Annotated in this window: 28 protein-coding genes and 1 rRNA gene; 2 read left to right on the forward strand and 27 right to left on the reverse strand. The window is 39.8% G+C overall.

Going from position 1 to position 25,776, the window contains the following annotated elements; all coding sequences use genetic code 11:
- Positions 1-210: 210 nt before the first annotated feature.
- The 17 genes from fin to metG all read right to left on the reverse strand — a co-directional run bounded on the left by fin (position 211) and on the right by metG (position 16,891).
- Positions 211-441 carry an anti-sigma-F factor Fin gene (gene fin / locus F7731_RS23980; protein ID WP_151537322.1) on the reverse strand — a complete coding sequence of 77 codons (231 nt, stop codon included), beginning with the start codon at positions 439-441 and terminating at the stop codon, positions 211-213.
- 136 nt (positions 442-577) lie between these two features.
- On the reverse strand, positions 578-1,138 hold the full coding sequence (pth, locus tag F7731_RS23985; protein ID WP_151537323.1) for an aminoacyl-tRNA hydrolase: 561 nt from the start codon (positions 1,136-1,138) through the stop codon (positions 578-580).
- 204 nt (positions 1,139-1,342) lie between these two features.
- On the reverse strand, positions 1,343-1,975 hold the full coding sequence (locus F7731_RS23990; protein ID WP_151537324.1) for a 50S ribosomal protein L25/general stress protein Ctc: 633 nt from the start codon (positions 1,973-1,975) through the stop codon (positions 1,343-1,345).
- Between the two features lie 171 nt (positions 1,976-2,146).
- Positions 2,147-3,103, reverse strand: coding sequence for a ribose-phosphate diphosphokinase (locus F7731_RS23995; protein ID WP_151537325.1), 957 nt, complete (start codon positions 3,101-3,103; stop codon positions 2,147-2,149).
- A 17-nt stretch (positions 3,104-3,120) separates the two neighbouring features.
- Entirely contained in the window at positions 3,121-4,494 is a 1,374-nt protein-coding gene (gene glmU, locus F7731_RS24000; RefSeq protein ID WP_151537326.1) for a bifunctional UDP-N-acetylglucosamine diphosphorylase/glucosamine-1-phosphate N-acetyltransferase GlmU, read from the reverse strand.
- 380 nt (positions 4,495-4,874) lie between these two features.
- Entirely contained in the window at positions 4,875-5,165 is a 291-nt protein-coding gene (gene spoVG / locus F7731_RS24005; protein WP_053479353.1) for a septation regulator SpoVG, read from the reverse strand.
- A gap of 518 nt (positions 5,166-5,683) precedes the next feature.
- Positions 5,684-6,061 (reverse strand): RidA family protein, encoded by a 378-nt coding sequence (locus F7731_RS24010; RefSeq protein WP_151537327.1) that lies wholly within the window; start codon positions 6,059-6,061, stop codon positions 5,684-5,686.
- Between the two features lie 40 nt (positions 6,062-6,101).
- A complete protein-coding gene (purR, locus tag F7731_RS24015) occupies positions 6,102-6,920 on the reverse strand; it encodes a pur operon repressor (RefSeq protein ID WP_151537328.1) in 819 nt (272 codons plus the stop codon).
- A gap of 59 nt (positions 6,921-6,979) precedes the next feature.
- The gene (gene ispE / locus F7731_RS24020) at positions 6,980-7,849 is read right to left on the reverse strand and encodes a 4-(cytidine 5'-diphospho)-2-C-methyl-D-erythritol kinase (protein ID WP_151537348.1); all 870 of its coding nucleotides are present in this window, start codon (positions 7,847-7,849) and stop codon (positions 6,980-6,982) included.
- Positions 7,850-8,180: 331 nt separating this feature from the next.
- On the reverse strand, positions 8,181-8,357 hold the full coding sequence (locus F7731_RS24025) for a small, acid-soluble spore protein, alpha/beta type (RefSeq protein ID WP_151537349.1): 177 nt from the start codon (positions 8,355-8,357) through the stop codon (positions 8,181-8,183).
- A gap of 565 nt (positions 8,358-8,922) precedes the next feature.
- Positions 8,923-9,186, reverse strand: a complete 264-nt coding sequence (gene veg / locus F7731_RS24030) for a biofilm formation stimulator Veg (protein ID WP_151537329.1) — start codon at positions 9,184-9,186, stop codon at positions 8,923-8,925.
- 231 nt (positions 9,187-9,417) lie between these two features.
- Complete coding sequence (gene yabG, locus F7731_RS24035) at positions 9,418-10,305, reverse strand: sporulation peptidase YabG (RefSeq protein ID WP_151537330.1); 888 nt, start codon at positions 10,303-10,305, stop codon at positions 9,418-9,420.
- A gap of 402 nt (positions 10,306-10,707) precedes the next feature.
- Positions 10,708-11,586, reverse strand: a complete 879-nt coding sequence (rsmA, locus tag F7731_RS24040) for a 16S rRNA (adenine(1518)-N(6)/adenine(1519)-N(6))-dimethyltransferase RsmA (protein WP_151537331.1) — start codon at positions 11,584-11,586, stop codon at positions 10,708-10,710.
- Positions 11,579-12,139, reverse strand: a complete 561-nt coding sequence (gene rnmV, locus F7731_RS24045) for a ribonuclease M5 (RefSeq protein WP_151537332.1) — start codon at positions 12,137-12,139, stop codon at positions 11,579-11,581. Before rnmV ends, rsmA begins: the two co-directional genes overlap by 8 nt.
- 181 nt (positions 12,140-12,320) lie before the next feature.
- The gene (locus F7731_RS24050) at positions 12,321-13,505 is read right to left on the reverse strand and encodes a G5 and 3D domain-containing protein (protein WP_151537333.1); all 1,185 of its coding nucleotides are present in this window, start codon (positions 13,503-13,505) and stop codon (positions 12,321-12,323) included.
- 386 nt (positions 13,506-13,891) lie between these two features.
- On the reverse strand, positions 13,892-14,659 hold the full coding sequence (locus tag F7731_RS24055) for a TatD family hydrolase (protein ID WP_151537334.1): 768 nt from the start codon (positions 14,657-14,659) through the stop codon (positions 13,892-13,894).
- A 267-nt stretch (positions 14,660-14,926) separates the two neighbouring features.
- Positions 14,927-16,891 carry a methionine--tRNA ligase gene (gene metG / locus F7731_RS24060; protein WP_151537335.1) on the reverse strand — a complete coding sequence of 655 codons (1,965 nt, stop codon included), beginning with the start codon at positions 16,889-16,891 and terminating at the stop codon, positions 14,927-14,929.
- Between the two features lie 634 nt (positions 16,892-17,525).
- Between metG and abrB the strand changes: the two genes are divergently transcribed.
- The gene (gene abrB / locus F7731_RS24065; protein WP_151537336.1) at positions 17,526-17,810 is read left to right on the forward strand and encodes a transition state genes transcriptional regulator AbrB; all 285 of its coding nucleotides are present in this window, start codon (positions 17,526-17,528) and stop codon (positions 17,808-17,810) included.
- Positions 17,811-18,050: 240 nt separating this feature from the next.
- Here the strand turns inward: abrB and rsmI are convergent, their stop codons facing one another.
- The 9 genes from rsmI to F7731_RS24110 form a co-directional block, all read right to left on the reverse strand.
- The gene (gene rsmI / locus F7731_RS24070) at positions 18,051-18,926 is read right to left on the reverse strand and encodes a 16S rRNA (cytidine(1402)-2'-O)-methyltransferase (protein WP_151537337.1); all 876 of its coding nucleotides are present in this window, start codon (positions 18,924-18,926) and stop codon (positions 18,051-18,053) included.
- Positions 18,904-19,188 (reverse strand): GIY-YIG nuclease family protein, encoded by a 285-nt coding sequence (locus F7731_RS24075; RefSeq protein ID WP_151537338.1) that lies wholly within the window; start codon positions 19,186-19,188, stop codon positions 18,904-18,906. Before F7731_RS24075 ends, rsmI begins: the two co-directional genes overlap by 23 nt.
- A complete protein-coding gene (locus F7731_RS24080) occupies positions 19,178-19,918 on the reverse strand; it encodes a tRNA1(Val) (adenine(37)-N6)-methyltransferase (protein ID WP_151537339.1) in 741 nt (246 codons plus the stop codon). Before F7731_RS24080 ends, F7731_RS24075 begins: the two co-directional genes overlap by 11 nt.
- Before the next feature lie 244 nt (positions 19,919-20,162).
- A complete protein-coding gene (yabA, locus tag F7731_RS24085) occupies positions 20,163-20,537 on the reverse strand; it encodes a DNA replication initiation control protein YabA (RefSeq protein WP_151537340.1) in 375 nt (124 codons plus the stop codon).
- A gap of 13 nt (positions 20,538-20,550) precedes the next feature.
- The gene (locus F7731_RS24090) at positions 20,551-21,378 is read right to left on the reverse strand and encodes a PSP1 domain-containing protein (protein ID WP_151537341.1); all 828 of its coding nucleotides are present in this window, start codon (positions 21,376-21,378) and stop codon (positions 20,551-20,553) included.
- On the reverse strand, positions 21,371-22,378 hold the full coding sequence (holB, locus tag F7731_RS24095) for a DNA polymerase III subunit delta' (RefSeq protein ID WP_151537342.1): 1,008 nt from the start codon (positions 22,376-22,378) through the stop codon (positions 21,371-21,373). The genes F7731_RS24090 and holB overlap by 8 nt, the downstream gene beginning before the upstream one ends.
- A 50-nt stretch (positions 22,379-22,428) precedes the next feature.
- On the reverse strand, positions 22,429-22,758 hold the full coding sequence (locus F7731_RS24100) for a cyclic-di-AMP receptor (RefSeq protein WP_151537343.1): 330 nt from the start codon (positions 22,756-22,758) through the stop codon (positions 22,429-22,431).
- 241 nt (positions 22,759-22,999) lie between these two features.
- Entirely contained in the window at positions 23,000-23,638 is a 639-nt protein-coding gene (tmk, locus tag F7731_RS24105; RefSeq protein ID WP_151537344.1) for a dTMP kinase, read from the reverse strand.
- A 33-nt stretch (positions 23,639-23,671) separates the two neighbouring features.
- Positions 23,672-25,105, reverse strand: a complete 1,434-nt coding sequence (locus F7731_RS24110; protein ID WP_151537345.1) for an aminotransferase class I/II-fold pyridoxal phosphate-dependent enzyme — start codon at positions 25,103-25,105, stop codon at positions 23,672-23,674.
- 228 nt (positions 25,106-25,333) lie between these two features.
- Here F7731_RS24110 and F7731_RS24115 point away from each other — a divergent pair, with 228 nt between their 5' ends.
- Positions 25,334-25,537, forward strand: coding sequence for a sigma factor G inhibitor Gin (locus tag F7731_RS24115; RefSeq protein ID WP_151537346.1), 204 nt, complete (start codon positions 25,334-25,336; stop codon positions 25,535-25,537).
- Between the two features lie 152 nt (positions 25,538-25,689).
- Here the strand turns inward: F7731_RS24115 and rrf are convergent.
- Positions 25,690-25,776 (reverse strand): 5S ribosomal RNA (rrf, locus tag F7731_RS24120); the annotation flags it as partial.

Below are 25,776 nucleotides of genomic sequence, written 5' to 3' on the forward strand. Positions count from 1 at the left end.
GCGCCTAGCCCCGACGTACAGGACGTACTAGTGTCGACAATGCGACAGGACGTCGCGTTTTTGTCGACCTCGAGGTCATAAGTCAGTCTGTCAAGAAGGTTAAAGAACAACCTTCCTGCCAGACTGCCTTATGCTTGTCGGGGCTGATCAGGGCGCTTCCGCATTTCTTTTATAAATAGAAAAATGCTTTGGAGATTAGTCCAAAGCCTGTTATTGAATTAAAAAATCATGCTGGTGGTAGTCTGGATTGCGTTGAAGAAGATCGTGACAATCCTCGCAAATAGACTTTACTTGCAGATTGCCAGACGGATCATATGCAATCATTGCTTGGCGTTCCTCATGGTTTAACAAATGAAAGCCAAGCTGCTCCGTGTTGACTGCTGTATCTTCAATTGTCCCAATCTTTACTCCACAATGGCGGCAATGATAATGAATAGCCATGCCCGTTCCTCCTAGTAAACACTCTGATGATAATAGTATTAACGGTTTGAAGGGAACTTATTCATGGGCACGATATTTACACTTATGATTAGAATGATATACTATCCTATGAAAAAAGTAGACAATTATGTGCTATTTATTGATTAAATTCGTTCATAATTTGTAAAAATGGCTTAGAAATCCATTCCTCACATGCTGCTGTACATCGCTGAATAACCTCGACCATTTGTTCTTGCTCTTCTTTCGTGAATCTCCCTAGAACATAGTCTGGGACCTTCATTCCACTCGGAGGTCTGTCAATTCCTACTCTTATTCTGTTAAACTCCTGTGTGCCTAAATGAGCAATAGTGGATTTTATTCCGTTATGGCCGCCGGCGCTTCCTTTTTGCCGCAGACGGATCTTTCCGACAGGTAAATCCAAGTCATCATAAATGACAACAAGCTCGTCATTTTCAATTTGGAAATAATCCATTAATGGAACAATCGATTCCCCCGATAAGTTCATATATGTAAGCGGCTTTAATAAATATACCTTTTCCCCATTTACATGACCAACGCCATAGATGCCTTGAAATTTCGCCTGGTCAAGAGGTATATTTAGCTTTTCAGATAGGGCATCAATAACTTCAAAGCCAATATTATGCCTTGTTTTCTCATATTGCTTCCCTGGATTCCCCAGTCCTACAATCAGTTTCATTTTCTCACCTCTTTTTATAATGCTTTATTAAATAATATTGTTGATGTAAATACCGCCATATGCACGCATATGGCTAAAATTCAACAACATTCACTAACTTAACCTTTTATTAAACGAACGCTGAACGTAAAAATAGGGCTGACCAATCACTTTTTCGGGTCAGCCCCTTATTCTTTGCAAGGAACTCTTCTATTTTAATTTTTATTAATCACTAGCCTTAGTTTCTCTACCTTCTTCATTTTCAGGAGTTCCCTCATTCTGCTTCTCGCCACTGCTGATTTCTTCTTCCTGTCTCGGAGCTAGAATGGAAGCAATCACCTCATCCTCGGTATGATTCACTTCATAGCCAAGGTTTGTTTTTATATCACCGATTGTGATCGTTTCATTAACTTGCAGATTTGTTATATCAACATCGATTGATGGCGGGATATGATCTGGAGTTGCCGTCACAGACATCTCATGCAAGGACTGCTGAAGTACTCCACCATCCTTTACCCCCGGTGCTTCTCCGACAAGTGAAACACGGACATTCGCTGTTATTTCCTGTGACATATCTACTGCGAGAAGATCGACATGGACAATTTCATTCTTAATTGGATCTGCCTGATAGTCACTAAGGACAACGTTATGTTTTTGGCCATTTAAGTCTAATGAAATGACGCCGTTCCTGCCAACCTTTTTCATTACTTTAGAAAAATCCGCTTCACTAAAATAAATCGGTTTGCTTTCTACTTTTGCCCCGTAAACGACTGCTGGTATATTTCCATCCCGACGTATACGAGTTAAAACGGATCCGCGAAATTCTTTTCTTTCCTTTGCTTGCAATACAGTTGTCATAAGTAGGTCCCCTTTCAATACAACATTAATTAAGACTCTATATAAAAAATGCCCTAAATGGGGGGAGTCTAAACCTTCTAACAATATTTAGTATAACACTTTGGGGAACATAAAGACAGGCTTGCGATTAAGCAAGCCTGTCTTTAGCAAATAATATTTAAAGTTTATCGATTAATCAAACAGCGTGCTGACTGATTGCTCTTCATGAACACGGATGATAGCCTCACCAATTAATGGAGCAACGGAAAGCTGAACAATTTTATCAATTTTCTTTTCTTCTGGAAGAGTAATTGAGTTTGTAACAACAAGCTCTTTAATCGTAGAGTTTTTGATTCTATCGATGGCAGGGCCTGATAATACTGGATGGGTACAGCATGCATATACTTCAGACGCACCATGTTCAATTAGGGCATTTGCAGCTAATGTAATTGTTCCGGCTGTATCAATAATATCATCAATTAAGATCGCAACTTTTCCATCAATATGACCAACGATGTTCATCACCTCTGCCACATTTGGCTTTGGACGGCGTTTATCAATAATAGCAATTGGCGCTTTTAATCGTTCAGCAAGCTTTCTTGCTCTCGTTACACCACCGTGATCTGGAGATACGATAACTACATCTTCGTTCATTGCTTTCTTTTTGAAGTACTCAGAAAGAATTGGAACACCCATTAAGTGGTCAATTGGCATATCGAAAAAGCCTTGGATTTGCGGAGCATGTAAGTCAAGTGTAATAACACGCGTTGCACCAGCTGTTTCAAGTAAGTCTGCAGTAAGCTTTGCTGTGATTGGCTCACGAGCTCTTGCTTTACGATCCTGACGTGCATAGCCGTAATAAGGCATAACAATATTAATCGTTTTTGCAGATGCACGCTTTAATGCATCAATCATGATAAGGAGCTCCATTAAATGCTCATTAACAGGAGAACTTGTTGATTGAATCACATAAACATCACAGCCGCGAATACTTTCTTCGATGTTGATTGTTATTTCTCCATCGCTGAATCGCTGTACAGAACATTTCCCAAGCTCTACACCAATAAAATTAGCAATTTCAGCAGCTAATTCACGGTTAGAATTAAGACTAAAAACTTTTAAATTTGGATCTAAATATTGGTTAGACATAATTGGCCCCCATCAATTTATTTCTTACTTTTTAGTTTTTCTACGTAGTTCTCTTTATTTACTTGACGTGCTCTTGCAATCGATAAAGCTTCTTCTGGAACATCATTTGTAATCGTGGATCCTGCTGCTACATAAGCATTTTTCCCAATGGTTACAGGCGCCACAAGATTGGAATTACAGCCTACGAAAACCCCGTCTTCTATTCTCGTTAGGAATTTATTTTTCCCATCATAATTTACTGTAATCGTTCCGCAGCCAATATTGACATCACGGCCAACCTCAGCGTCACCAATATAACTTAGATGAGACGCCTTGCTTCCTTCTCCAAAGACAGACTTCTTCACTTCAACAAAGTTTCCAATCTTTACATGACCGTGAATTTCTGAATTCGGACGGATATGGGCAAATGGCCCAATTTGGACATCTGATCCAATTTGGCTGTCAAAGGCAGCAGATTGACGAATCACCGTATGATCCCCTACTGTACAATCTGAGATTTCGCTATGAGGGCCGATCTTGCAGTTGGAACCGATAGAGGTTTGGCCGGAAAGAATCGTTCCCGGATAAAGGACTGTATCCATTCCAATCGTTACATCAGCACCAATATACGTATTCGAAGGATCAATGATTGTGACCCCATTCCGCATATGAGCCTCATTAATTCTTTGTTTCATAAACTGCTCAGCTTCAGAAAGAGCAACCCTGTCGTTGACGCCAAGAGTCTCCCCAAATTCAGCTGTTTGATACGCTGCAATTGGAGCCCCTTCATTTTTTAAAATTTCAATGACGTCAGGCAAATAATATTCTCCTTGAACATTATCATTGCTTACTTGACTTAAAGCTTGAAATAATGCTTGATTATCAAAGCAATAAGTTCCCGTATTGATTTCTTGAATCTTGCGTTCCTCTTCTGTTGCGTCTTTATGCTCGACTATTTTCTCAACATGTCCGCTATCATTGCGAACGATGCGTCCATAACCGGCGGGATTATTAGTCCATGCTGTTAAAACAGACGCCTTCGCACCTGTTTCTTCATGATGTTTATAAAGGGCTTCCATTGTTTCATGTGTGATAAGCGGAGTATCCCCACATACGACAATTGTCACGCCTTCTTTTCCATCAAGCATTTCCTTCGCCTGCATGACAGCATGAGCCGTCCCAAGCTGCTCCTTTTGCAAAGCATATTTAATGTTGTCGCCAAGCTGAGCCTGTACAAGCTCCGCCCCATGACCGATAATCGTTACAATTTCTTTTATATTAAGCTTAGAAACTTGATCAACCACATGTTGAACCATCGGCTTTCCACACACAGGATGCAGGACTTTGTAAAGCTTAGACTTCATTCTCGTCCCTTGACCTGCGGCTAAAATGACCGCATATCGATTATACACAGACAGGCCTCCATTTCATAAGAGTAAGTAGGAAGGAGCCTTCCTAAATGCAGAAAAACGAACAAAATCAGGCACTATAAGAAGCCAATACACCTTTACCATTATATTGGCTTACCCTCTCATTTACGAATTCAAAATCAGTATTCTTCGCCATTGTTTCGTAAAGTTTAATTTCATTTCATTTTTATCCATTAAAAATATATCTTATTGAAGCGCTTATTTCAAGAATTGACAGCAAACTACATATATTTTACACAATAGTAGAAAAAATTGGTTTTCATTCTGAAGATAAAGAGAAGAATAAAACAAGAGAGCAGTAAGGGACATCGTGGAGATTAAAAAAGAGCCTTACTTGTGCAGTAGGCTCTAGTTGCTATTATTTAGGAAGCTCCAGCTTCTTCGAATTCAACTTCTAACTCACCTAAGCGGTGGTATTCTGATAATACAGCCTCCTGGATTTTCCCCCGTGTTCCAGAGTTAATTGGGTGAGCGATGTCTCTAAATTCCCCATCCGGAGTTCGTTTGCTAGGCATAGCAACAAATAACCCATTGTTTCCATCAATAACACGAATATCATGAACAACAAATTCATGATCCAATGTAATGGATGCAATTGCCCTCATACGACCATCTGTATTAACGCGGCGCAATCTTACGTCAGTTACTTCCATTCTGTTCACCACCTTTTCTAGGAGATTTAAACCTTAGTTTAATAATTCAACATTATTTCCATTTTTCCTTCTTGAATCGAAAAAATTTTTAGAATCTTTTAATTGAAATTTACACTCTTTTTAGTCCCTCATCCAGTATGACTTGAAAAAGGAGAAAATATACAAAAAAGGGGAAAGAAAAGCGGAAGCGCCTTGATCACCCCCGACAAGCACAAGACAAGCCTCTCAGAAAGGTGTTCTTTACCTTTCAGGGAGGATTGACTTGTGACCTCGAGGTCGACAAATACACGACGTCCTCCCAAAAGCTACACTTTTGGTCGTGCGATGTGTCGCTGTCGAAGTCTTCCTTGTCCTGTCGCATTGTCGACACTAGTACGTCCTGTACGTCGGGGGTAGGCGCTCCTCCTAAAAGCTAGCGCTTTTACTCGTGCGATGAATATGCTGCCGAAGCATTCCTTATGGAGCTAGACAATAAAAAAGCAAGCTCACCATAATATGAGCTTGCTTTTAATATTCCCCTATTCTTTAACAAGAGCTACTACTTCAATTTCTACTAAAACGTCTTTAGGCAAGCGAGCTACTTCTACGCATGAACGTGCTGGTTTATGTGTATGAAAATACTCACCATAGACTTCATTAATCACAGCAAAATCATCCATATTTTTTATAAACACAGTTGCTTTCACTACTGTTTCTAAGGATGCCCCTGCTTCTTCAAGAACAGCTTGCAGGTTTTTGAATACTTGATGCGTTTGAACTTTAACGTCACCTTCGACCAAAACACCTTCAGCTGTTAGCGGAATTTGACCTGAACTGTAAAATAAGTTGTTTACAATGATTCCTTGTGAATATGGGCCAATAGCAGCTGGCGCTTTAGTTGTTTGAACGATTTTCATACGTGTATCCCCCTTAATAAATAATGAGATTAAACTATAATTATTTTTTAAAATAATTACCTTCGCTTACTTTGATCTTCTTTTCTCTTTCATCCACTTCCGATAGCCTGATGAGAGATAAATACTCATCAACAAGTCGTTGCTCAGCATTCTCTGCTTCGATTAAGACAGCGATTCCGGCTACAGTTGCTTTGAACTCCTCAAGCATGCCGATCATCCCATTAACGGTGCCGCCACCTCTCATGAAGTCATCGACAATAAGCACCTTAGAGCCTTCTGCCAAGCTTCTCTTTGAAAGCATCATCGTTGATATTCTATTGGATGAACCAGATACATAATTGATACTGACCGTTGAGCCTTCTGTGACTTTACTATCCTTTCGTACAATGACAACAGGAACATTTAAATAGTTAGCCACTGCATAAGCTAAGGAAATTCCCTTCGTTGCTACAGTCATAACAACGTCAATTTGCGTTTCTCCAAAGGCCGAGGCAAATAAGCGACCGACCCGATTCACAATAGAAGGATTCCCTATAATGTCTGTCATATATAAATAGCCACCTGGTAATAAACGGTCAGGGGCGGAGATGACCTCACAAAGCTCAGAAATAAAAGACCTCGCTTCCTCATCCGATACTTTTACTTGAAATTTCACTCCGCCTGCAGCACCCGGGACTGTTTGTAATGTTCCAATTCCTTGTTGTTCAAAAGTCTCTTTAATAATCGCTAAATCTTCACTGATTGAGGATTTAGCTGATTGAAACCTTTCTGAAAAATAGGTTAAAGAGACTAATTGTCTTGGATGTTCTAATAAATAATTCGTCATATCAATTAAGCGCTCACTTCGACGAAATTTCACTATAGGACCCCCAATCAAATCCGAATATTCTATCATCAATATATCATCATCATACGGATTTAATCAAGTTTATGACGTTCACCTAGCATTCTGACGGCAAAAACTTGATCACAAAATCCTCTCAATCCATTATAAATTCGCTGCATTCTCGAGTCATGACGGACAAGGCCAAAAACAGTAGGGCCGCTACCGCTCATTAATACTGCATCTGCACCGAATCTTTTAATTTGCTCTTTAATTTGGGCGACTTCAGGATGCAGTTTGAAAGTCACTTCTTCAAGGACATTCCCGACAAGGCCACATACTTGATCGTAATCGCCGCCTTCAATTGCTTGTATCATTTCTTTCGTATTCGGATGCTTGACACTGCTTAACTGAAGTCTCCGATATACATCTGCTGTCGAAACACCGATAAACGGCTTGGCTAGAATCACCCAGCATGTTGGAGCAGCCGGAAGCTCTTTTATGATTTCTCCTCTTCCCGTTGCCAACGCCGTCCCCCCGTAAACACAGAAGGACACATCCGAACCAATTTCCGCTCCAATCGTTGCCAGTTCATCTAAGCTTAATCCGAGCCCCCATAGCTTATTTAACCCTCTCAGGACAGCAGCAGCGTCACTGCTCCCCCCTGCAAGACCAGCAGCAACAGGGATCGTTTTCTCAATGGTAATCGCGACGCCTTTTTTTACTTGAAACCGCTCCTTTAAAAGCAGTGCCGCCTGATATGCAAGATTTCGCTGATCATCCGGAACAAACCGATTATGTGAAATGATTTTTATTTCTTCTTGCTCCAATAACGTTAATTCAAGGCGATCGGCTAGATCAATGGTTGTCATAATCATTTCCACTTCATGATAGCCGTCCCCACGTTTATGTAAGACATCCAAAGATAAATTAATTTTCGCCGGTGCCTTTACTAAAAGCTTCAACATTTTCACCTACTTTGACCATTCAACGTGTCCATTTTTTGTCCTATTTTACCACAAAACAGCCAAAGTAAGACCTTTTGATTAGACATTATTTTTAAAAAAGATAAGCGGAGGCGCCTTCGGAACAATTTAAAGGTAAATTGTTCCTGCGATGATTACTCTAGGAAGCTTTCCTTGTCCTGTCGCGTTGTCGTCTAGTACGTCCTGTAAGTCGGGGGTGGCCGGAGCTAGACAAAATGCTGGAACCTTTTGGGTCCCAGCATACCGAAGTGCGTTATTTAGTTATTAATCACCAAATACCATACTGTGCAGTAAAGGAATTTATGGAGAATTACCGGTTGTTCTTGAGGCTTTGCTGTGCGATTTCCACTGCTCTTTTCACCATATTACCGGCATCTTTTGCTCTAATCCCGCCCCAGCCTTCTCTTTGAACCACATCATAAAAGCCGAGCTCCTTCGCTAGTTCCTCTTTGAAACCTTCTGTCATTACTCCTCTGCGCCTACCTATGATTAACATCTCCTTTCACACTGCGGTACTAATAGTATGGAGTTTCCGTTCGTTAATCATAATAGCCTATTAGAGGAAAAAAGAAGATTGAAGAGGATGTTCAAAAAGTCCGGGAAAAAATCCTCGAAAAAGAAAAGCACTTTTTCTTCGTGCGATGTTTATTCGAGAAGATTATTCAAAGAGCTGTCGAATTTCAGCTAATCTAGTTCAAGTGCCTAGCCCCTCGAGGTCATAAGCCATCTTACTGCGTGGCTAAAGATCGAGCCACTACGTAAGCCGTCTTATGCTTGTCAGGACTGACCAAGGCACTTCCACTTTTTGAAGTCAGCTTACTCCTCCGCTCCACAAGTATTAAAAGCATATCCTCGAAAAGAAGAGCGCTTTTTCTTCGTGCGAAGGAAATGCTCCGAAGCAACCAGCTAGCGCTCGGTGCTCGGAGGCCACGCTTCCTTGAACTTCTCGGCTCTTTTTGTCCTCCTTTTTGAACACACACTTGAACTATGCTTTTTAAAATAAAAATAGCGACAAACATTCGTTCGTCGCTTTCAGGCAAAAAAAATTTATGTTAATTTAATGCAACTCGTCCTGCTGTTTCTTCATAGAAGGTAATTTGAACTGTTTCTGTTAAAACATCTGCGTAGCTGTAGGATACGCGCTCAAACGCATTTTCATCCTGATCCAGCTCTATCACAAATACAGAAGGGTACGTCTCTGCTAAAACACCTGAACGCTCAATCGTCTTCCTGCGTCCGCCATTAGCCTTGAGTAAAAGTCTTTTCCCAAGGTTTGAATCAAGAGCCTTTTTGATATCCAATAATGTTTTTGCCATTCGTTCCACCTCACTATGTTAAGTTTATCACACTGACACAGTGGAGTCAAATAAAAATATAAATTATAACAGTCTTTAAAAAAGATTGTCAATATATTTTCGTCCACAAATTCTTTTATTTTTCAACATTTATAGGTTTTCCTTATTCATCTTAGAATATGTATGCTAATTTTAAAGAAATATGACCATGTTGTACGCAAAAAAAATAAACCGTTTTTGATCGAACGGTTTTTAGTCAGTTTCATTATGATGTTCTATATTAAACGGCATACCGGTTCTTAATACTCCTTTTGTTTCAATTCCGCCGAGACCCTTTTCCCCTGTTAGTGTATTTCGTAAAACATCCCAAACATTAATTCTCTCCATAAATGGGGTGAAACTAACTTTTGCGACAATATAGACAGGATCAAGAGCATGAATATTTACCCGATAAGGGGAACTGGCAAAATTAGCGCCAGCTTGGATGATGGATTCAAAATGGGATTGGCACGCGCCGGCAAAGATAACGAGCTGATCTAAATGAGGGATCTTCTTCCTTGCTTCTATGACTGTTTGAACGAAGTATTTCGAATGGCGGTATGCGTTAATATCTGATTTTTTTCCTTTTGCTTTGGAATAGGAATCATGACCTGTAATAACGAGAATATCTGGTCTGTAATAGTCGATGAGCTGGCCAATTTTCAAATGCATTTCTTTTTCATTGCAGTGGATGCCTGTTACAGGTACACCAATTTTCTCATATACATTTAAACATTTCTCTAAATAGGAGGGATCTCCATCTAAGTGAAGCACTTTCCCAGGCATTTGAAAGTAGTTAAATAATTTGCTGTAGCCGTCTGTCGCTTGATACTCCTGTTTCTGCTTAATCAATTCGACATCTTGCCGAAACAGCTCCAATGACTGTTCTTCCATTGAGTGATATTCTTGTGCAATTTTTGCCCGCGTTGACGGGCTAATGGCGATTAAATCTTCAAGGGGCGCATCTGCAATAAGCCGGATGTCCTCCCCATATAACACGGCAACCTTTTGCCCGTTTTGTTCCCGGAAGTCAATAACGCGAAACAGAATATCACAGGAGTAAGAAACTCTTCCGACAATATCCATTAGATTTATGCTCAACACCGTCACTCCAATTAGCCCAAGATATGCCTTTCATGGCGTTTGTCTCGCCACTACTATAAGGGCAGTCTCAATGTAAACTAAACGATTTCGTCTGCATCCTTTCAGCAAGGATACATAGCGAAGCAACCCGCTCCCCTATCGAAATACAGTCTAGGTTCTCTCATAAAATATGCATTTGTTTAAAGACGTGTGCTATAAAATTAAAAGCGCTTAAAGGACATAACGGGATGAAACACAAATATTGGCGGTTTCAAGGACATAGATGGGGGGGAAGACACCAAAGGATGTCCTTTAACCGGGGTTTAAAGGACATAGTTGGGCGGAAAACCGCTCATTGATGTCCTTTAAGTCTCCGAATCTAAATCTTTTTAAATAAGAAAGACCCGCACTTGGCGAGTCTTATGAAAAGATTGGCGAGAGGCCGTCACTAAGACGGGCGAATTCTTCAATCGATAATGTTTCGCCTCTTCTTCCTGGCTCAATTCCAGCCTGCTCTAACGCTGCAATTATTTCTTCTTTCTTTTGTTTTCCATCTGGCAAATGACTAGTTAAATTATTGAGCAACGTCTTACGTCTTTGCGCAAAGCTTGCTCGTATGATTTGAAAAAAGAATCCCTCATCTTGGACGGAGACAGCTGGCTCCTTTCGCTTCGTCAAGCGAATAACAGCTGAATCTACATTGGGCTGAGGAATAAACACCGTTTTAGGTACGATCATCACTGTTTCAGCTTCAGTGTAATACTGAATGGCAATGGATAAGGACCCATAATCTTTCGTTCCTGGCTTAGCGGAAATTCGATCAGCCACCTCTTTTTGAAGCATACACACAATTCCCCTAATTGGAAGCTTTTCTTCCAACAGCTTCATAATGATCGGTGTTGTCACGTAATACGGCAGATTGGCGACTACCATTAAGTCGTCAATGCCTTGCAATTCCGTTTCAATCATCCCTTTTACATCCGCTTTTAAAACATCTTCATGGATGATCTTTGTATTAGGATAAGGAGAAAGTGTATCCTCTAAAATAGGCAGCAAACGTTGGTCAATTTCAAAAGCGACTACTTTTTTACTTCTTTTGGCCAGCTGTTCTGTTAAGGCTCCAATCCCAGGGCCAATTTCAATTGCCGCCGAATCATCGGTTAATTCGGCATGGTCAACAATTCTTCTCAAGATATTCGTATCAATTAAAAAATTTTGTCCTAAACTTTTTTTAAAGGAAAACCCGTATTTTTCTAAAATGGCTCGAGTTCTTACCGGGGTTGCTATATCTTTATGCATTTTCTTCCTCCTGACGTATTGCTTGGATGGCGGCAGCAAACTCCTCTTTACTAATTTGAAACATCATTAAGCTTTTATGTAGCTGCTTACCATTTGTAAACCCAATTTTCAAAATCTTTCCTAGCTTTTCTCTTCGCTCTCTTGCTCCAGCACCGCCTATTAGTCCCGCTGTGATTAGGTCGTCTTGTGTGATGGCTTCAATTGTCTCCTCATGCATTATATGTGCATCCTGAAGGGCCTTGCGAATCATTTCAGGAGAGGCATGCTCGACACCAACCCCTTTGCCACGCTTATGAATGGCATCCTTTTTATCAAGAAAAGCATGCTTGCAGCCTGGAACTTTTTCTTTGATTGTATTACGAATTTTTTGACCTGGAAAATCTGGATCTGTGAAAACAATCACGCCTCGCGTTTTTTGCGCAAGCTTTATTTTTTCAATCGTTTCTTCACTTATCGCCGACCCGTTCGTTTCGATCGTATCGGCATCTAACGCATTCTTAATTGCGGTCGTATCATCCTTGCCTTCTACCACAATGATTTCTTTGATTTTCATAAATCCTCCTCGGGAAGTTTGAAAAATAAAAAATAAAAATAAAATATTTGATAAAAAAATGAAACATTTCTGTAACGTTATTCGTCTATATATATAACAAGTGAAATGATAATTTAATTATATATGAAAAGTCCAAGAAAGAAAAAATGCAGAGGATATTAGAGGTCCCCTGCATCAATAATTAATTTAGGATTCGAATTTTTACGTTTTTGCGTCCCCAGCGATAGGCGTCTGCATTAGAAGCAAAAAACACATCAATTTTGTTTCCTTTAATGGCTGAGCCCGTGTCAGCAGCAATTGCATACCCATAGCCTTCAACATATACCTTCGTTCCTAATGGGATTACTCTCGGGTCTACGGCAATCACCTTCATATCTGGATTGGCTCGCAGATTGAGGCCTGTCGCTGTTCTTCCGGAACAGCCATTACAATGCGCTGTATAAGCGGTCGAAGAAACGTATATTTCCTTTCCGCCTGTTTCACCACGTGATGCAACAACATTAACAGCCATTGGCTTTGTGCCAACCGCTACAATCTTATCTTGCTTCTCATTGATGGTTTTTTTGCTTATTAATGTTCGCGAAACTTCCTTGCCATTTTCTAAAACTACTTCAAATTCCTTCGTTAGAAGGCCGTCTTTGCCTGGTTGAATAACATTTTGGGATCCTTTAGCAAGGCTGCTGTCCTTTTTCGATACGACAGCAAATTTAACTGGTTCTTCCACTACATCGGTGACTTTTTCTACTCGAATGATTTGGATGTGGTCGTCTTTTTTGACGATTGCATCAGCCTTGGGTTCAATGCGATCTAGATCATTTAGCTCTATCCCCTGCTGTGATAAAAAGTCAGCGACCGTAGTCGAAGTTGACCATACCTGCTGTTCCTTCCCGCCATCTGACAACGTTAAAGAAAAAGCTTTATTGACAACAATATCAAGATTGTTTGTTATTTCCTCTTCGAGACTTGGCTGAACCTTATCGTGATCAGTTATAGCAATCTTCTGTTCTTTCAAAAGCTCTTTGACTGTTTTGGATACTGTCCAAATCGTTTTCTTCTCGTTGTCTTTCACAATGTGAACCTGTTTAGCCGGCTCCCAAACAACTTTTAAGTTGTCCTTCACCTTTGTGTCCAGCGATACAGACACATAGTCCTCTGCGCGTAAAGAAATATCTAAATCATTGAAAACCTCTTGGATTGTATTTGCATGTGTTTTAATGATCTGCTCTTTACCGTCTAGTGTCATAGCCACTGTTTTTTTCGTGAATTCAAATATAAAAAAGCCTAAAGCGGCGATTAAAACTATGAAACTAGCAGTAATGATCATGATTTTCTTTTTACTCAAAGACTCAGAAAACAGGTTTTTCATGTTTTGAAATACGATGAAAAACGCCTCCTTTTCTCTCGGAGTGATTATATAGACTATCTTACAGGTTTGTCAACTCTCTTCCCTTTTCCTTTTTGTGTAAAAAAATGAATTGTCGCCGGATTTGTTGAACCGTTTTTGATGCACGAAGTCATCACCCATGCAGGAAAATCAATCTGCTCACCTATTACATACAAGGCTTAGATCAACGCTTTTGATCGTTTTTAACTAACACCCCCAAACGTATTTCCTATTATGCAAAAACTTCAAGAGAAAGGAAAGAGAGAGTTGTCGACATGGTTATCCTATGTTCGGACAAGGAAATGTAGAACTTTTTGGAAATCGAAAGAAATTGGACAAGTCCCCCATTAAATCGACAACATTCCTTATCAAATTATGCCGAATAATTTTTTTGCATTGGCAGTCGTCATTTCCGCCACTTCTTCTACTGAAACACCTTTTATCTCGGCAATTTGTTCTGCAACAAGCTTGACATAGCTCGGTTCGTTCCGCTTGCCCCGATATGGATGCGGAGCTAAATATGGACAATCTGTCTCGATTAACAGCCGATCAAGAGGAATGGCTTCTGCTACTTCCTTCGGTTTTTTGGCATTTTTAAAAGTTACAGGTCCGCCAAGGGAAATATAAAAGTTCATATCGACACATTCCTTTGCTGTTTCAGGACTGCCGCTAAAGCAATGCATAATGCCTCCAACTTCCGCTGCTCCTTCTTCCTTCAAAATCGCTACAATATCTGCTGTCGCATCCCGATTATGAATAATGATCGGCAGCTTTACCTTTTTCGCCAGCTGAATTTGCTTTCTAAAGACCTCTTTCTGAATTTCTTTCGGTGACTTGTCCCAATAATAATCAAGCCCCATCTCGCCAAGAGCGACTACTTTCGGGTGGCTTGCAAGCTCTTCAATCCAACGAAGATCTTCATCCGTCATATCAATCGCATCAACAGGATGCCAGCCGACACTAGCATAAATAAAGTCGTATTGCTCTGTTAGTTCCATTGCTTTTTCAATTGTGAGACGATCAAATCCTACAACAACAATTCGTGAGACACCTTCTTCTAAAGCTCTGTCAATTACCTCCCTTAGATCATCATTATATTGTTCAGCATTCAAATGTGCGTGTGTGTCGAAAAACATTAAAAACTCACCCTTTTACATAAATTTTATTTTAGTTACATTCTTTTCACTTACGTAACAATTAGTACAAATGACATGTCATTTTCCAAAGATAGTATTTACTTTTATTTGACATTATAGAAAAATAAAGAAGTTATTTTAAAATTGTTGACTTTACAATAGAATATCCAAATACATATTATTTTCCAAAAGAAAAACATAGAAATGTCTTACGTTTAATGTTACACGTGAAACATTTCTATGTTTATTTTTACTCATTATCAGTGATTACTTCACTCTTGCTCCCAATGGAAGAGACTCAGCGATCGTTGCTAATGAAAGCTCTCCATCTTTACTTCCGGCTAAAATCATTCCTTCAGATAGCTCACCACGAAGCTTTACAGGTTTTAAATTCGTGACGCAAATTAATTTACGGCCAATTAGCTCCTCTGGTTTGTAAAATTGCGCAATCCCTGAGACAACTTGGCGTTTTTCATAGCCTAGATCTAATTGAAGCTTGAGCAGCTTATCCGCCTTTTTCACTGGTTCTGCATGAATAACCTGTGCTACCCGCAAGTCAACCTTCATGAAGTCATCAATTGTAATTTCTTCACTGTCTGGCTTTTCTTCTGGCTTTTCTTCTGCCTTTACTTCTTCTGCTTTCGGAGTTGCCCCTTGCATCTTTGTTTTGATGTATTCCACTTCTTCTTTCAAATCAAGACGCGGGAATATTGGTGATCCTTTTGCAATTTTAGTTCCATTTGGAATGATTCCAAAGCTTTCTAAGCTATCCCAATTCGTTAAATTATCCACGTTCACATTGAGCTGTGTAAAGATTTCCTTCGGTGCCTGTGTTAAGAATGGCTGAAGAAGGATGGCAATTCTTCGTAGAGATTCCGCTAAATGTGCCATCACACTTTCAAGTTCAGCCGTTTTTGCTTCATCCTTTGCTAATGCCCATGGCTGTGTTTCATCTATATATTTATTAGATTTACTTACTAATTGCCAAATTGCTGTTAAGGCTACAGAAAACTCCATGTTTTCCATTGCTTCTTCATACTTTTGGATCGTTTCTTTGTTTGCTTGAAGTAAGGATTGATCGAATTCCCCATTAGAGCCATTATAAGCTGGAATAACTCCGTCAAAATACTTATCCACCATAGCGAGCGTACGGTTTAATAAGTTACCTAAATCATTCGCCAAGTCAAAATTAATTCTTTCTACGAACCCTTCAGGTGTAAATACGCCGTCTGCGCCGAATGGGACTTCACGCAATAAATAGTAGCGTAAAGCATCTAGCCCATATCGATCGATTAAAGTAACCGGATCGACAACGTTTCCTTTGGATTTGGACATTTTCCCATCCTTCATTAATAACCAGCCATGAGCAAATACCTTTTTAGGCAGAGGCAGGTCTAGCGCCATTAACATAATTGGCCAATAGATCGTATGGAAACGAACAATTTCCTTCCCTACTAAATGGACATTTGCCGGCCAATACTTTTCATATTTTACTGGGTCTTCTGATCCGTATCCAAGGGCCGTAATATAGTTCGATAGAGCATCGATCCATACGTAGATGACATGCTTCGGATTCCCAGGAACTTGAATGCCCCAATCAAATGTCGTTCTGGAAACAGCCAAATCTTCTAAGCCCGGCTTAATAAAGTTGTTAATCATTTCATTTTTCCGTGATTCAGGCTGAATAAATGAAGGATTCTCTTCATAATACTGCAGCAGGCGGTCGGCATATTTACTCACCTTAAAGAAATATGATTCTTCTTTAACCTTGTTCACCGATCTTCCACAGTCAGGACAATTTCCATCTACTAATTGGCGCTCTGTAAAGTAAGATTCACATGGCGTACAATACCAACCTTCGTATTCACCAAGATAAATATCTCCTTGCTCTAATAATTGGGCAAAGATTTTTTGAACGATGACCTTGTGCCGATCTTGTGTTGTACGAATAAAATCATCATAGGATATATCAAGCTTTTTCCAAAGCTCCTGAATCCCATCGACAATTTCATCAACATATTTCTGCGGTGAAATACCTTTCTCCTCCGCTTTTTCTTGAATCTTTTGCCCGTGTTCATCCGTTCCCGTCAAATACATTACATCATACCCGCGTATACGCTTGTAGCGGGCCATTGCGTCACCAGCAACCGTTGTATAGGCATGTCCTATATGTAAATTTCCGCTCGGATAATAAATTGGTGTCGTCAGATAAAAATTCTTTTTATCTCCCATGAAAACTTCCTCCTTCTTTAGCTAAAAAATCCCGACCGAATAGATGGGCGAGATTGAACTGAATAAAGTTAAATAAGCCTTTATCGAACACTAATACATTAAGTCATCATGTCCTCTTATACCTTCAAAATATACCTAAAATTTAGTATTTGTGCAAGAAATATAGACCCAGGAGCCTGTTAGCGCCTGAGCTAGACAATAAATAAGCAGAGCGACTTTGGAACCATCAATGAACGGAGTGTTCCTACGATGATTTTTCTAAGCAGATTTCCTTAGTGATCATGGACGAAAGTCATAAGATGTAGATCGATGGAATATGCAAATATTATTATTGAATTTATAGCAGGTGGTGTTGCTTTTTGTCGAATTTCCTAACTTCACATTTCTCATTTTTTTATAGCATAAACAGGGAAATTCCCATTATCTGTCCTTTCCATAAAACTTCAGTCTATTAAAACCCCTTTATATCAGTATTTACAACAAAAGGGTAAAAATTCCCATTGAAAATCAAAATAAATTTATTGACGTATTTGGGAAAGCCTGGTATTATGAAATCAAGAAGTTTTTGTCGAATATTGGCGAATTAGTGAAAATAGAAAAATATTTTTTTAGATTTGGAGAGGAGATTTTTATTATGAAATCTACAGGTATTGTTCGTAAAGTTGATGAACTTGGACGCGTGGTTATTCCGATTGAATTAAGACGTACATTAGACATTGCAGAGAAAGATGCTCTAGAAATCTATGTTGACGATGACCGTATCGTTCTTAAAAAATACAAGCCAAATATGACTTGCCTTGTAACTGGCGAAGTTTCTGATAACAACATCACATTAGCTAGCGGAAAATTAATCGTAAGCCGTGAAGGTGCAGAACAATTATTAGAGGAAATCCAAAACAGATTTGAACTTGTAAAATAATATGCAGAAAGCTTCTCATGGGATTGAGAAGCTTTCTTTTTTGCACGTTAAGGACGTATAAATTGTCAACGAAGAAGTAAATTCGACGCAGTCGCCAATTTTAGGAATTAAGTACGACGGGCAGGATGCCCTAGTCGGGCGAATGCCACAGGACGTGGCAGCCATGAGCGCGATAAGTGCAACTACGCCTCTGTCTTCGCCTTTCCAAGGCTCGCCAGTCGGCGAGTTTTCTTTATCTATTTATTTCACATGATAGGCATGGTAAACGTCGCGCTTATTCAAACCTCGGTCTGTTGCTGTTTGTTTAATGGCCTCTTTACTATTCATGCCACTTTCATTGATATAATGTTCGACATGCAATTCAATGGACATGTCCTTCCACCACGAGTCATCCTCGTCTTGAAGATGCTCTGATGAACCTTCAATAATAAGAACGAACTCCCCTCTAATTTCTCCACTTACCGCCCAGTCTAATGCCTCTTTTACCGTCCCTCGGATGAATTCTTCATATTTCTTTGTTAGCTCCCGGCAAAGGACGATTTCTCGGTTGCCCATTTCTTCTTCAATCAATGTGAGTGTTTCTTTTAAACGGTGCGGCGCCTCGTAAAGGATCGTTGTTGCCGACATTTTTGCAAGCTCTTGAAGCTGTTTCCTTTTCGTCTTCTTCTGCCGATCTAAAAAGCCATAAAAGTAAAAAGGCTGCGGATTAAGACCTGAAGCGATTAAGGCCGTTAAGGCGGCATTTGCCCCCGGAAGCGGAACGACTGTTAGCCTTTCCCCTACTGCCGCTGTAACTAACTCATAGCCCGGGTCAGAAATCGTCGGCATCCCCGCATCACTAACAAGTGCGATTTTTGCTCCCTCAGCTAGCTTTTCAATAATCTTCTTCCCGCTCGCTTCTTTATTATGTTCATGATAGCTGATGATGGGCGTTTCTATTTCAAAGTAATTGCACAGCTTTTTTGTATTTCTCGTATCCTCAGCAGCAATAAAATCTGCTTCTTTCATGATTCGAATTGCCCGAAAGCTCATATCCTCCAAATTTCCAATAGGAGTCGGAACTAAATACAATATGCCTTTGCTTTCTTCCTTTTCAAAGCTTTTTTGTTGCCACATACGTACCACCTGTCTTATTTGTGAGGTATTCCTCTTTTTTCTTTCGTGACCATTGCTTAAATTCATACTCGGCCTTTAATGCATCGCTTTTATTATCAAACACCTTTGAATAAACTAACTCGACGGGGCCTCTGCCTCTCGTGTATTTAGCCCCTTTTCCTTCATTGTGAAGCCTCACACGCTTTTCCAAATTATTCGTATAGCCCGCATACAGCGTATCATCTTTACAATGAAGAACATAAAAGAAATGGCTATTTTCCATACAAGATTTCCTTTATCTCAGAAGTGTATTCATTATTATCCTGGTATACGATTAAAGGAGGCAGTATTTTTAAATCTGGGTTGCCATTTTTAATCGCTTCTATTAATAATGTGTTCGCTTCTTTCCCTTGCTTTGGATACACGAATTGGATTTTTTTCGGTTCTAACTTATATTTCCTCATTAACGTCATAATATCTAAAAATCTTCCTGGCCGATGGACAAAGGCAACTTTCCCGCCTTGCTTCGCTAATTGACTTGATGCTTTAATTGCGTCCTCTAATGTACATAAAATTTCATGCCGGGCAATAGCCAGATGCTCATTCTCATTTATTTCTTCAGAGGTTGGAGTCGTAAAATAAGGCGGGTTGCATGTCACTACATCAAACTTGCCAAAGCCGAGCTCCTTCGGTATTTCCTTAATATCCCCATGAATCATCTGAATGCGATTTTCTAGTTGATTGTATTCGATGCTTCTTTTGGCCATATCATATAGCCTCTCTTGAATTTCTACTCCAATTATGGAGCCCTTTGTTCTCAAGCTTAAGAACAGCGGAATGACGCCGTTTCCACTGCAAAGATCGATCAGGCTGCCTTTTTGAATCGGTACATGAACAAATCTAGCTAGTAAAACCGCATCAAGTGAAAAGGAGAACACTGAAGGGCTTTGGATAATGCGTAAATTCTCGGCAAGCAAATAATCTAATCGTTCGTCTCCTTTTAAAAATTCCATACTTTCTTCCTCCATTTATTAATTAAAGCGCAAGCGCCTTCGGAACAATCATAGGACAATTGTTCCTGCGTTGATTATTCGCAGGAGCTTTCCTTTGTGCTCACCCCCGACAAGCATAAGACGATCCGCTCGGAAAGGTGTTCTTTACCTTTCTGGGCGGATTGGCTTATGACCTCGAGGGGGTAGGCGCTGGAGCTAGACAATAAGTAAAAATAGCCTTCCCTTTATGAGGAAGGCTACACTATTATTTCTTATTAAGAAACGACAAGCAAAAAAGGCAATCTCCCTCTTTTCGCGGGCTTCCAAAATGGAGGTTACATATGTGGAATCCCTCTTGATAAAGACGGGCAAGATTATCGTAGCCTTCACCGACATCCACCAATTTATCATCGGCTGAGCCTGTTGGCTGATTGGCAGTCTGGCCTTTTTTCTCTGCAGGTTTTTCTTTATTTGTTGTAAATTCCAAACGACGCCGTAAATGTTCATTTTCCAGCTTTAAAGAGTTATTCTCCTCAAGGGTTTCTGCCAAGTGCTGCTTTAACTCACCAAGCTGTTGATAGAGCTGGCCAATTTGGGTTTCCATATTACTAACTGAATCAAAGATTTCTTTTTTATCCACGTATTCCACCTCATTAATCTGTGGATTGAACTGATACAGCACCCTGTTTTACTAATTCATCTAAAGTATACTCAAGCACGCGCTCAGCCGCAGTTACATCCACTTGAAGCACTCGTTCTAAAATATTTAAGCCGACCACTTTACCGGGACCTTCAGGCGTTTGAATCCATTCTCCAAGGTCAGGAAGCTGCGATTTTGCTTCTTCATATTCATCATTTTCATACTTCAGACAGCACATTAATCGTCCACAGAGCCCTGAGATTTTCGTCGGGTTTAATGAAAGATTTTGATCCTTTGCCATCTTAATAGATACAGGATCGAAGTCGCCTAAAAAAGTAGAACAGCATAACATTCTTCCGCAAGGGCCTATGCCGCCTAGCATTTTCGCTTCATCTCGGACACCGATTTGCCGCAATTCAATTCTCGTACGGAAAATCGCTGCGAGATCCTTGACTAACTCCCTGAAATCGACTCGTCCATCGGCTGTAAAGTAAAAGATGACTTTATTTCGGTCAAATGTATATTCAACATCAACTAGTTTCATTTCTAACTGATGAGTACTGACTTTTTCATTGCAAACTTCATATGCTTCTTTTGCAGCTTGCTTATTTTCTTCGACAATCATTTTATCCTTTTGATCAGCAATTCGGAGGACTTTTCTTAATGGGAGAACAACATCATTCTCGTCAACCTTTTTCGGCGGCACAACGACCTTGCCGTACTCCACACCACGGACTGTTTCGACAATCACAAAGTCATCTTTATTAATCTCCAGCCCGCCGGGATCAAAATAATAAATTTTGCCCGCCTTTTTAAAGCGAACTCCTACTACATCATACAAATGAAGACCCCTCCTGCAACTTCAACACAAGCTGTTCCATTAACAGCTGCGGATTCATATTTGCATACAATCTCCTTTTTGCCTCTAAAACAGCCGTCATCTGTTCTGATATTTTTCTATTAGAGGATTGCAATGCAAACTGTTCTAAACGCGCTTTCTCATTTTGATAGACAATCTGTCCGTCCTTGCCGAGCTGTATATATAATAGATCCTTAAAAACTAGAAGTAATAAGTCTAAGCCAAGATCTAATTGTTCTTTCTCTTTAAAGTGCTTAAACCAATCATCCTGAAGAGCAACCATTGCCTCCAGCGGAGTTTTTTTAAGCGCTTCACATAATTTTAACACTATTTTTTGCGCTTGTACAAACCAATCATTTTGACTATATTCAATAGCTTCATCTAGATTATTGGTAAGGTGGGCAATTAATGGCGCTAGCTGTGGGTCTACTCCATTCAGCCTTAATTTTTCAATCATTTTTTCAGGAGATAAGGATTGAAATGATATAGCCTGACAGCGAGAAAGTATAGTAGGTAGTATTTGCTGGGCCTGTTCTGTCATCAAAACTGCAATCGTATGCGCATGTGGCTCTTCAAGGAATTTTAACAGGCTGTTCGCTGCATTCGTCGTCATCCGGTCGGCATGAACAATCATATATAATTTTTTCCTTGATTCCACACCGGTCTTCGTAAATTCCTCTTGAAGCGCCTGAATCTGAGCCTTCTTAATAGACAATCCATCCGGTTCAATCAAATGGACATCAGGATGGTTCCCGTTGTTAATTCTTTTGCAATTTACACATGCTTCACAAGGAATATAGCCTTGAAGGGGAGAATGACAAAATACACTTTTTGCTAAAAGATAACCAGCCTCTCGTTTCCCAGTTCCTTTCATCCCTTCAAATAAATAAGCGTGGGCAAGCCGATCCTTCATGATGCTATTTTTGAACATTTTTAATACAACAGGCTGTAATTCTTGAAGGTCTTCCCACGTTTTTGCCACAATCATCACCACTTTAATTCTTAGTTTTTATGCAATAGAAGAAGGTCTCGTTAAAATTGAAGGAAATTTTCAATCGGCAAGACAAAGACAGTTGCTCCACCAACCTCAACCTCTACAGGATATGGAACATATGAATCCGCATTCCCCCCCATTGGAGAGATAGGGGCAACTAGCTGGTCTCTTGACTTGCAATTCTCTTTAATAATTTGCAAAGCCCTGTCCACACGAATATCTTCTGTTCCAATCATAAAGGTTGTATTCCCAGACTTTAGGAAGCCGCCAGTACTTGCCAGTTTGGTCGCACGAAAGTTATTATCTACTAACGCATTCATTAATTTATTACTGTCCTGATCTTGAATCACCGCTAATATAAGTTTCATACACTCTCAGCCCCTTTTATTTACCCTGTTCATTTTTTATAATGTTGAAAATATATGCCTATCTCCATTATAGCAATTTTTTTGGGAACAAACATGTTTTATCCTAAATGTCGAAAGGTATATACACAATTCGTGACTATTGCTCTCAACCTTGCATTGCAAAATGTCCGCGTTTTTTCCATGGCACGCGAATTACTTGATTTGTTCATCAAAAAAAGAGGGTCTATTTAACCCTCGATGTTTAGTCTGCCTGATGGATCATTTCTTTCACCTTTTTTTCTGCCGCTTGATATACTTCCTCAATCGATTTAGATGCATCTATTTTAAAAATGCGATCAGAATGGTCTTTCATTAATTGAAAGTAGCCTTCCCGAACCTTTTGATGGAATGCTAAGTTCTCCAAGTCAAGACGATTCACTTCCCGATCTTTATGCCGGTTGATTCTTTCAAGCCCAGCCTCCGATTCAATATCAAAGTAGAGTGTTAAACTCGGCATCATTCCTTCAATGGCAAATTGATTAATTGAAAATACTTCAGCCACTCCCAATCCCCTTGCATACCCTTGATAAGCGAGGGAGCTATCAATAAACCGATCACATAAAACGATCAACCCTTTTTCAAGAGCAGGAAGAACCTTCTCAACTAAATGCTGTCTCCTTGCTGCTGCATAAAGAAGTGCTTCTGTCCGGGCATCCATTTTCGTATTGCTCTTATCTAAAATGACATTTCTTATCTGTTCAGCAATTTCGATTCCGCCTGGTTCTCTAGTCAGCATCACTGGATAACCTTCCGCTTCTAATCTTTCCCCAAGCAGTTTCATAATCGTTGTTTTTCCAGCTCCATCGGGTCCTTCTGCTGTTATAAAAATACCTTTTTTCATTGTTTACCTCCAAGATGACATAACGATATATAGTTATTCTGGAAATATATCTAGTCTGCCATATTTTAAATGCTCTCCTCCTTGAAATCTGGCGCCAGTTTGGAGGAGTAAGTGAATATTTCCAATATCTTCTTTTCTAACTATTTCCCCAGGAAATAATAAAGGAATCCCCGGAGGATATGGAATGATTAATTGGGCACAAATTTTACCGGTTGCCTCTTCTAACGGGATGGAGACCGACTCGCGGTCAGCCATTTGATTTGCGCTTAATGCTAGCTTTGAAATACTTGGTTTCTTAAAAGGAATGATTTTGGACATCAACGAATTTGGAATTGACTGAAGGGCCTTTTCAAAATGGGCTGTCATCTCCTCGATTGAAAGCTCCATATTTGCTTTTATTAATGGAAATACAAGCAATACATTATAGGGGTCTGCCATTTCTGTATAGACTCCCACACCTTCAAGCATGCTCTGTAGCTCATAACCGCTTAACCCTGTTGTGGATTGAATGGTTACTTTCAACGGATCTCCCAAGCCCTTGTGATAGGAAAGGACTTTAATGCCCTTTATTTGCTGCAGTCTGCGTCTAAATTCATTGACCTTTTGTAAAAGATATTCCATATCCTTATCTGAGTATGTAGCCAAATAATGTCTTGCGATATCGAGTGACGCCATAATCGGATAAGAAGGACTGCTCGATTGCAAAATTTGCAAAAAGTGACGAACCCTTTTTTCCGAAAGGAGTTTACTATTAAAATGTAAATAGGCTCCCATTGTCATAGCCGGTAGGGTTTTATGTGCCGACTGGACAACAAGATCAGCATTTAGTTGAACGGCTGACGGCGGAAATAAGCGACTTCCAGCAAAATGAGCTCCATGCGCCTCATCAACTAATACAGGTATTCCTTTCGATTGGGCATAGTGAATCAATTCCTCCAGCTCATAGACCATCCCATAATAATTCGGGTATGTAAGAATAATAGCCTTTGCATTAGGAAATTCCTGAATCGCTAATTTGACCGTTTCGACAGATACTCCCCCAGCCACTCCCCAGTCCTCATCATAATCCGGTCCCAAAAAGACAGGGTTTGCCTTGACAAGATGTATTCCATTTAAGATCGATTTATGACAATTCCTTTGTATAAGCACTGTATCATTTTCTCCAATAGCAGCCATAATCATCGCCAAATTTCCAACTGTTGACCCATTTATTAGAAAGAAGCTTTTTTTAGCCTGATAAAATTCAGCTAGCAGCTTCTCGGCCTCAAAAATCGCGCCCTCTGGTGAATGAAGATCATCTAATCCATTCAATTCAGTAGCATCTAGCTTCAATAAATGCTGATAATACTCTTTTGCCTGCTCTGGGATCAAGTTGCCATACTTATGGCCTGGAACATGAAAAGATATTGGATTGCCATTTGCATGTGTTTGTAATGCTTCAAATAAAGGAAGTTTATTTTGATTCATACTTTATCACCACTTGTTTATCATCTTGTCTATTTTATCAAATAGATGAGGAAGAAGGTACTTTCATGTTAAAAGCTTTATAACGAGCAAAGAATTCAATAAGACATACAACGAAATTCGCTTTCTAACATACATTATTAAACAAGTAATCTTTTTAGAGGAGAATTTTCTAAAGATTGTATGCAATAATAGAAGGTTGGGCAGACTTAGTGTATGGAGGTGGAGTCATTGAGTTCGCTATTAGCAAAGAAACATATAGGGGAAGAGTGTGTCATTTGCGAGCATACAAAACTAAAAGGGATACACCTATACACTTCTTTTATCTGTACAGATTGCGAAAGTGATTTGATTTCAACAGATACGAGTAATCCAAAATATAAATTTTATTTAAATCAGCTAAAAAAAATTACAAATCCTGAAATATTCTCTTAATGTTCAAGCTCCAGTTTTGGGGCTTTTTATTTTGTTTTAAGGGAGTATTGCAATTTAAACCCTTGCGTAGTGATGTTATTAGATTGAGGATGGTTCATGGCTTGCTAATTTTGCGCATAAAAAAAGAACATCATTTAGATGTTCTTTAGATTGCCTAGCGACGTCCTACTCTCACAAGGGGACAGCCCCTAACTACCATCGGCGCTGAAAAGCTTAACTTCCGTGTTCGGGATGGGAAC

Origin of the sequence: Cytobacillus depressus (assembly GCF_008923245.1) — a bacterium.
In the GTDB taxonomy this organism is placed as follows: Bacteria; Bacillota; Bacilli; order Bacillales; family Cytobacillaceae; genus Cytobacillus; species Cytobacillus depressus.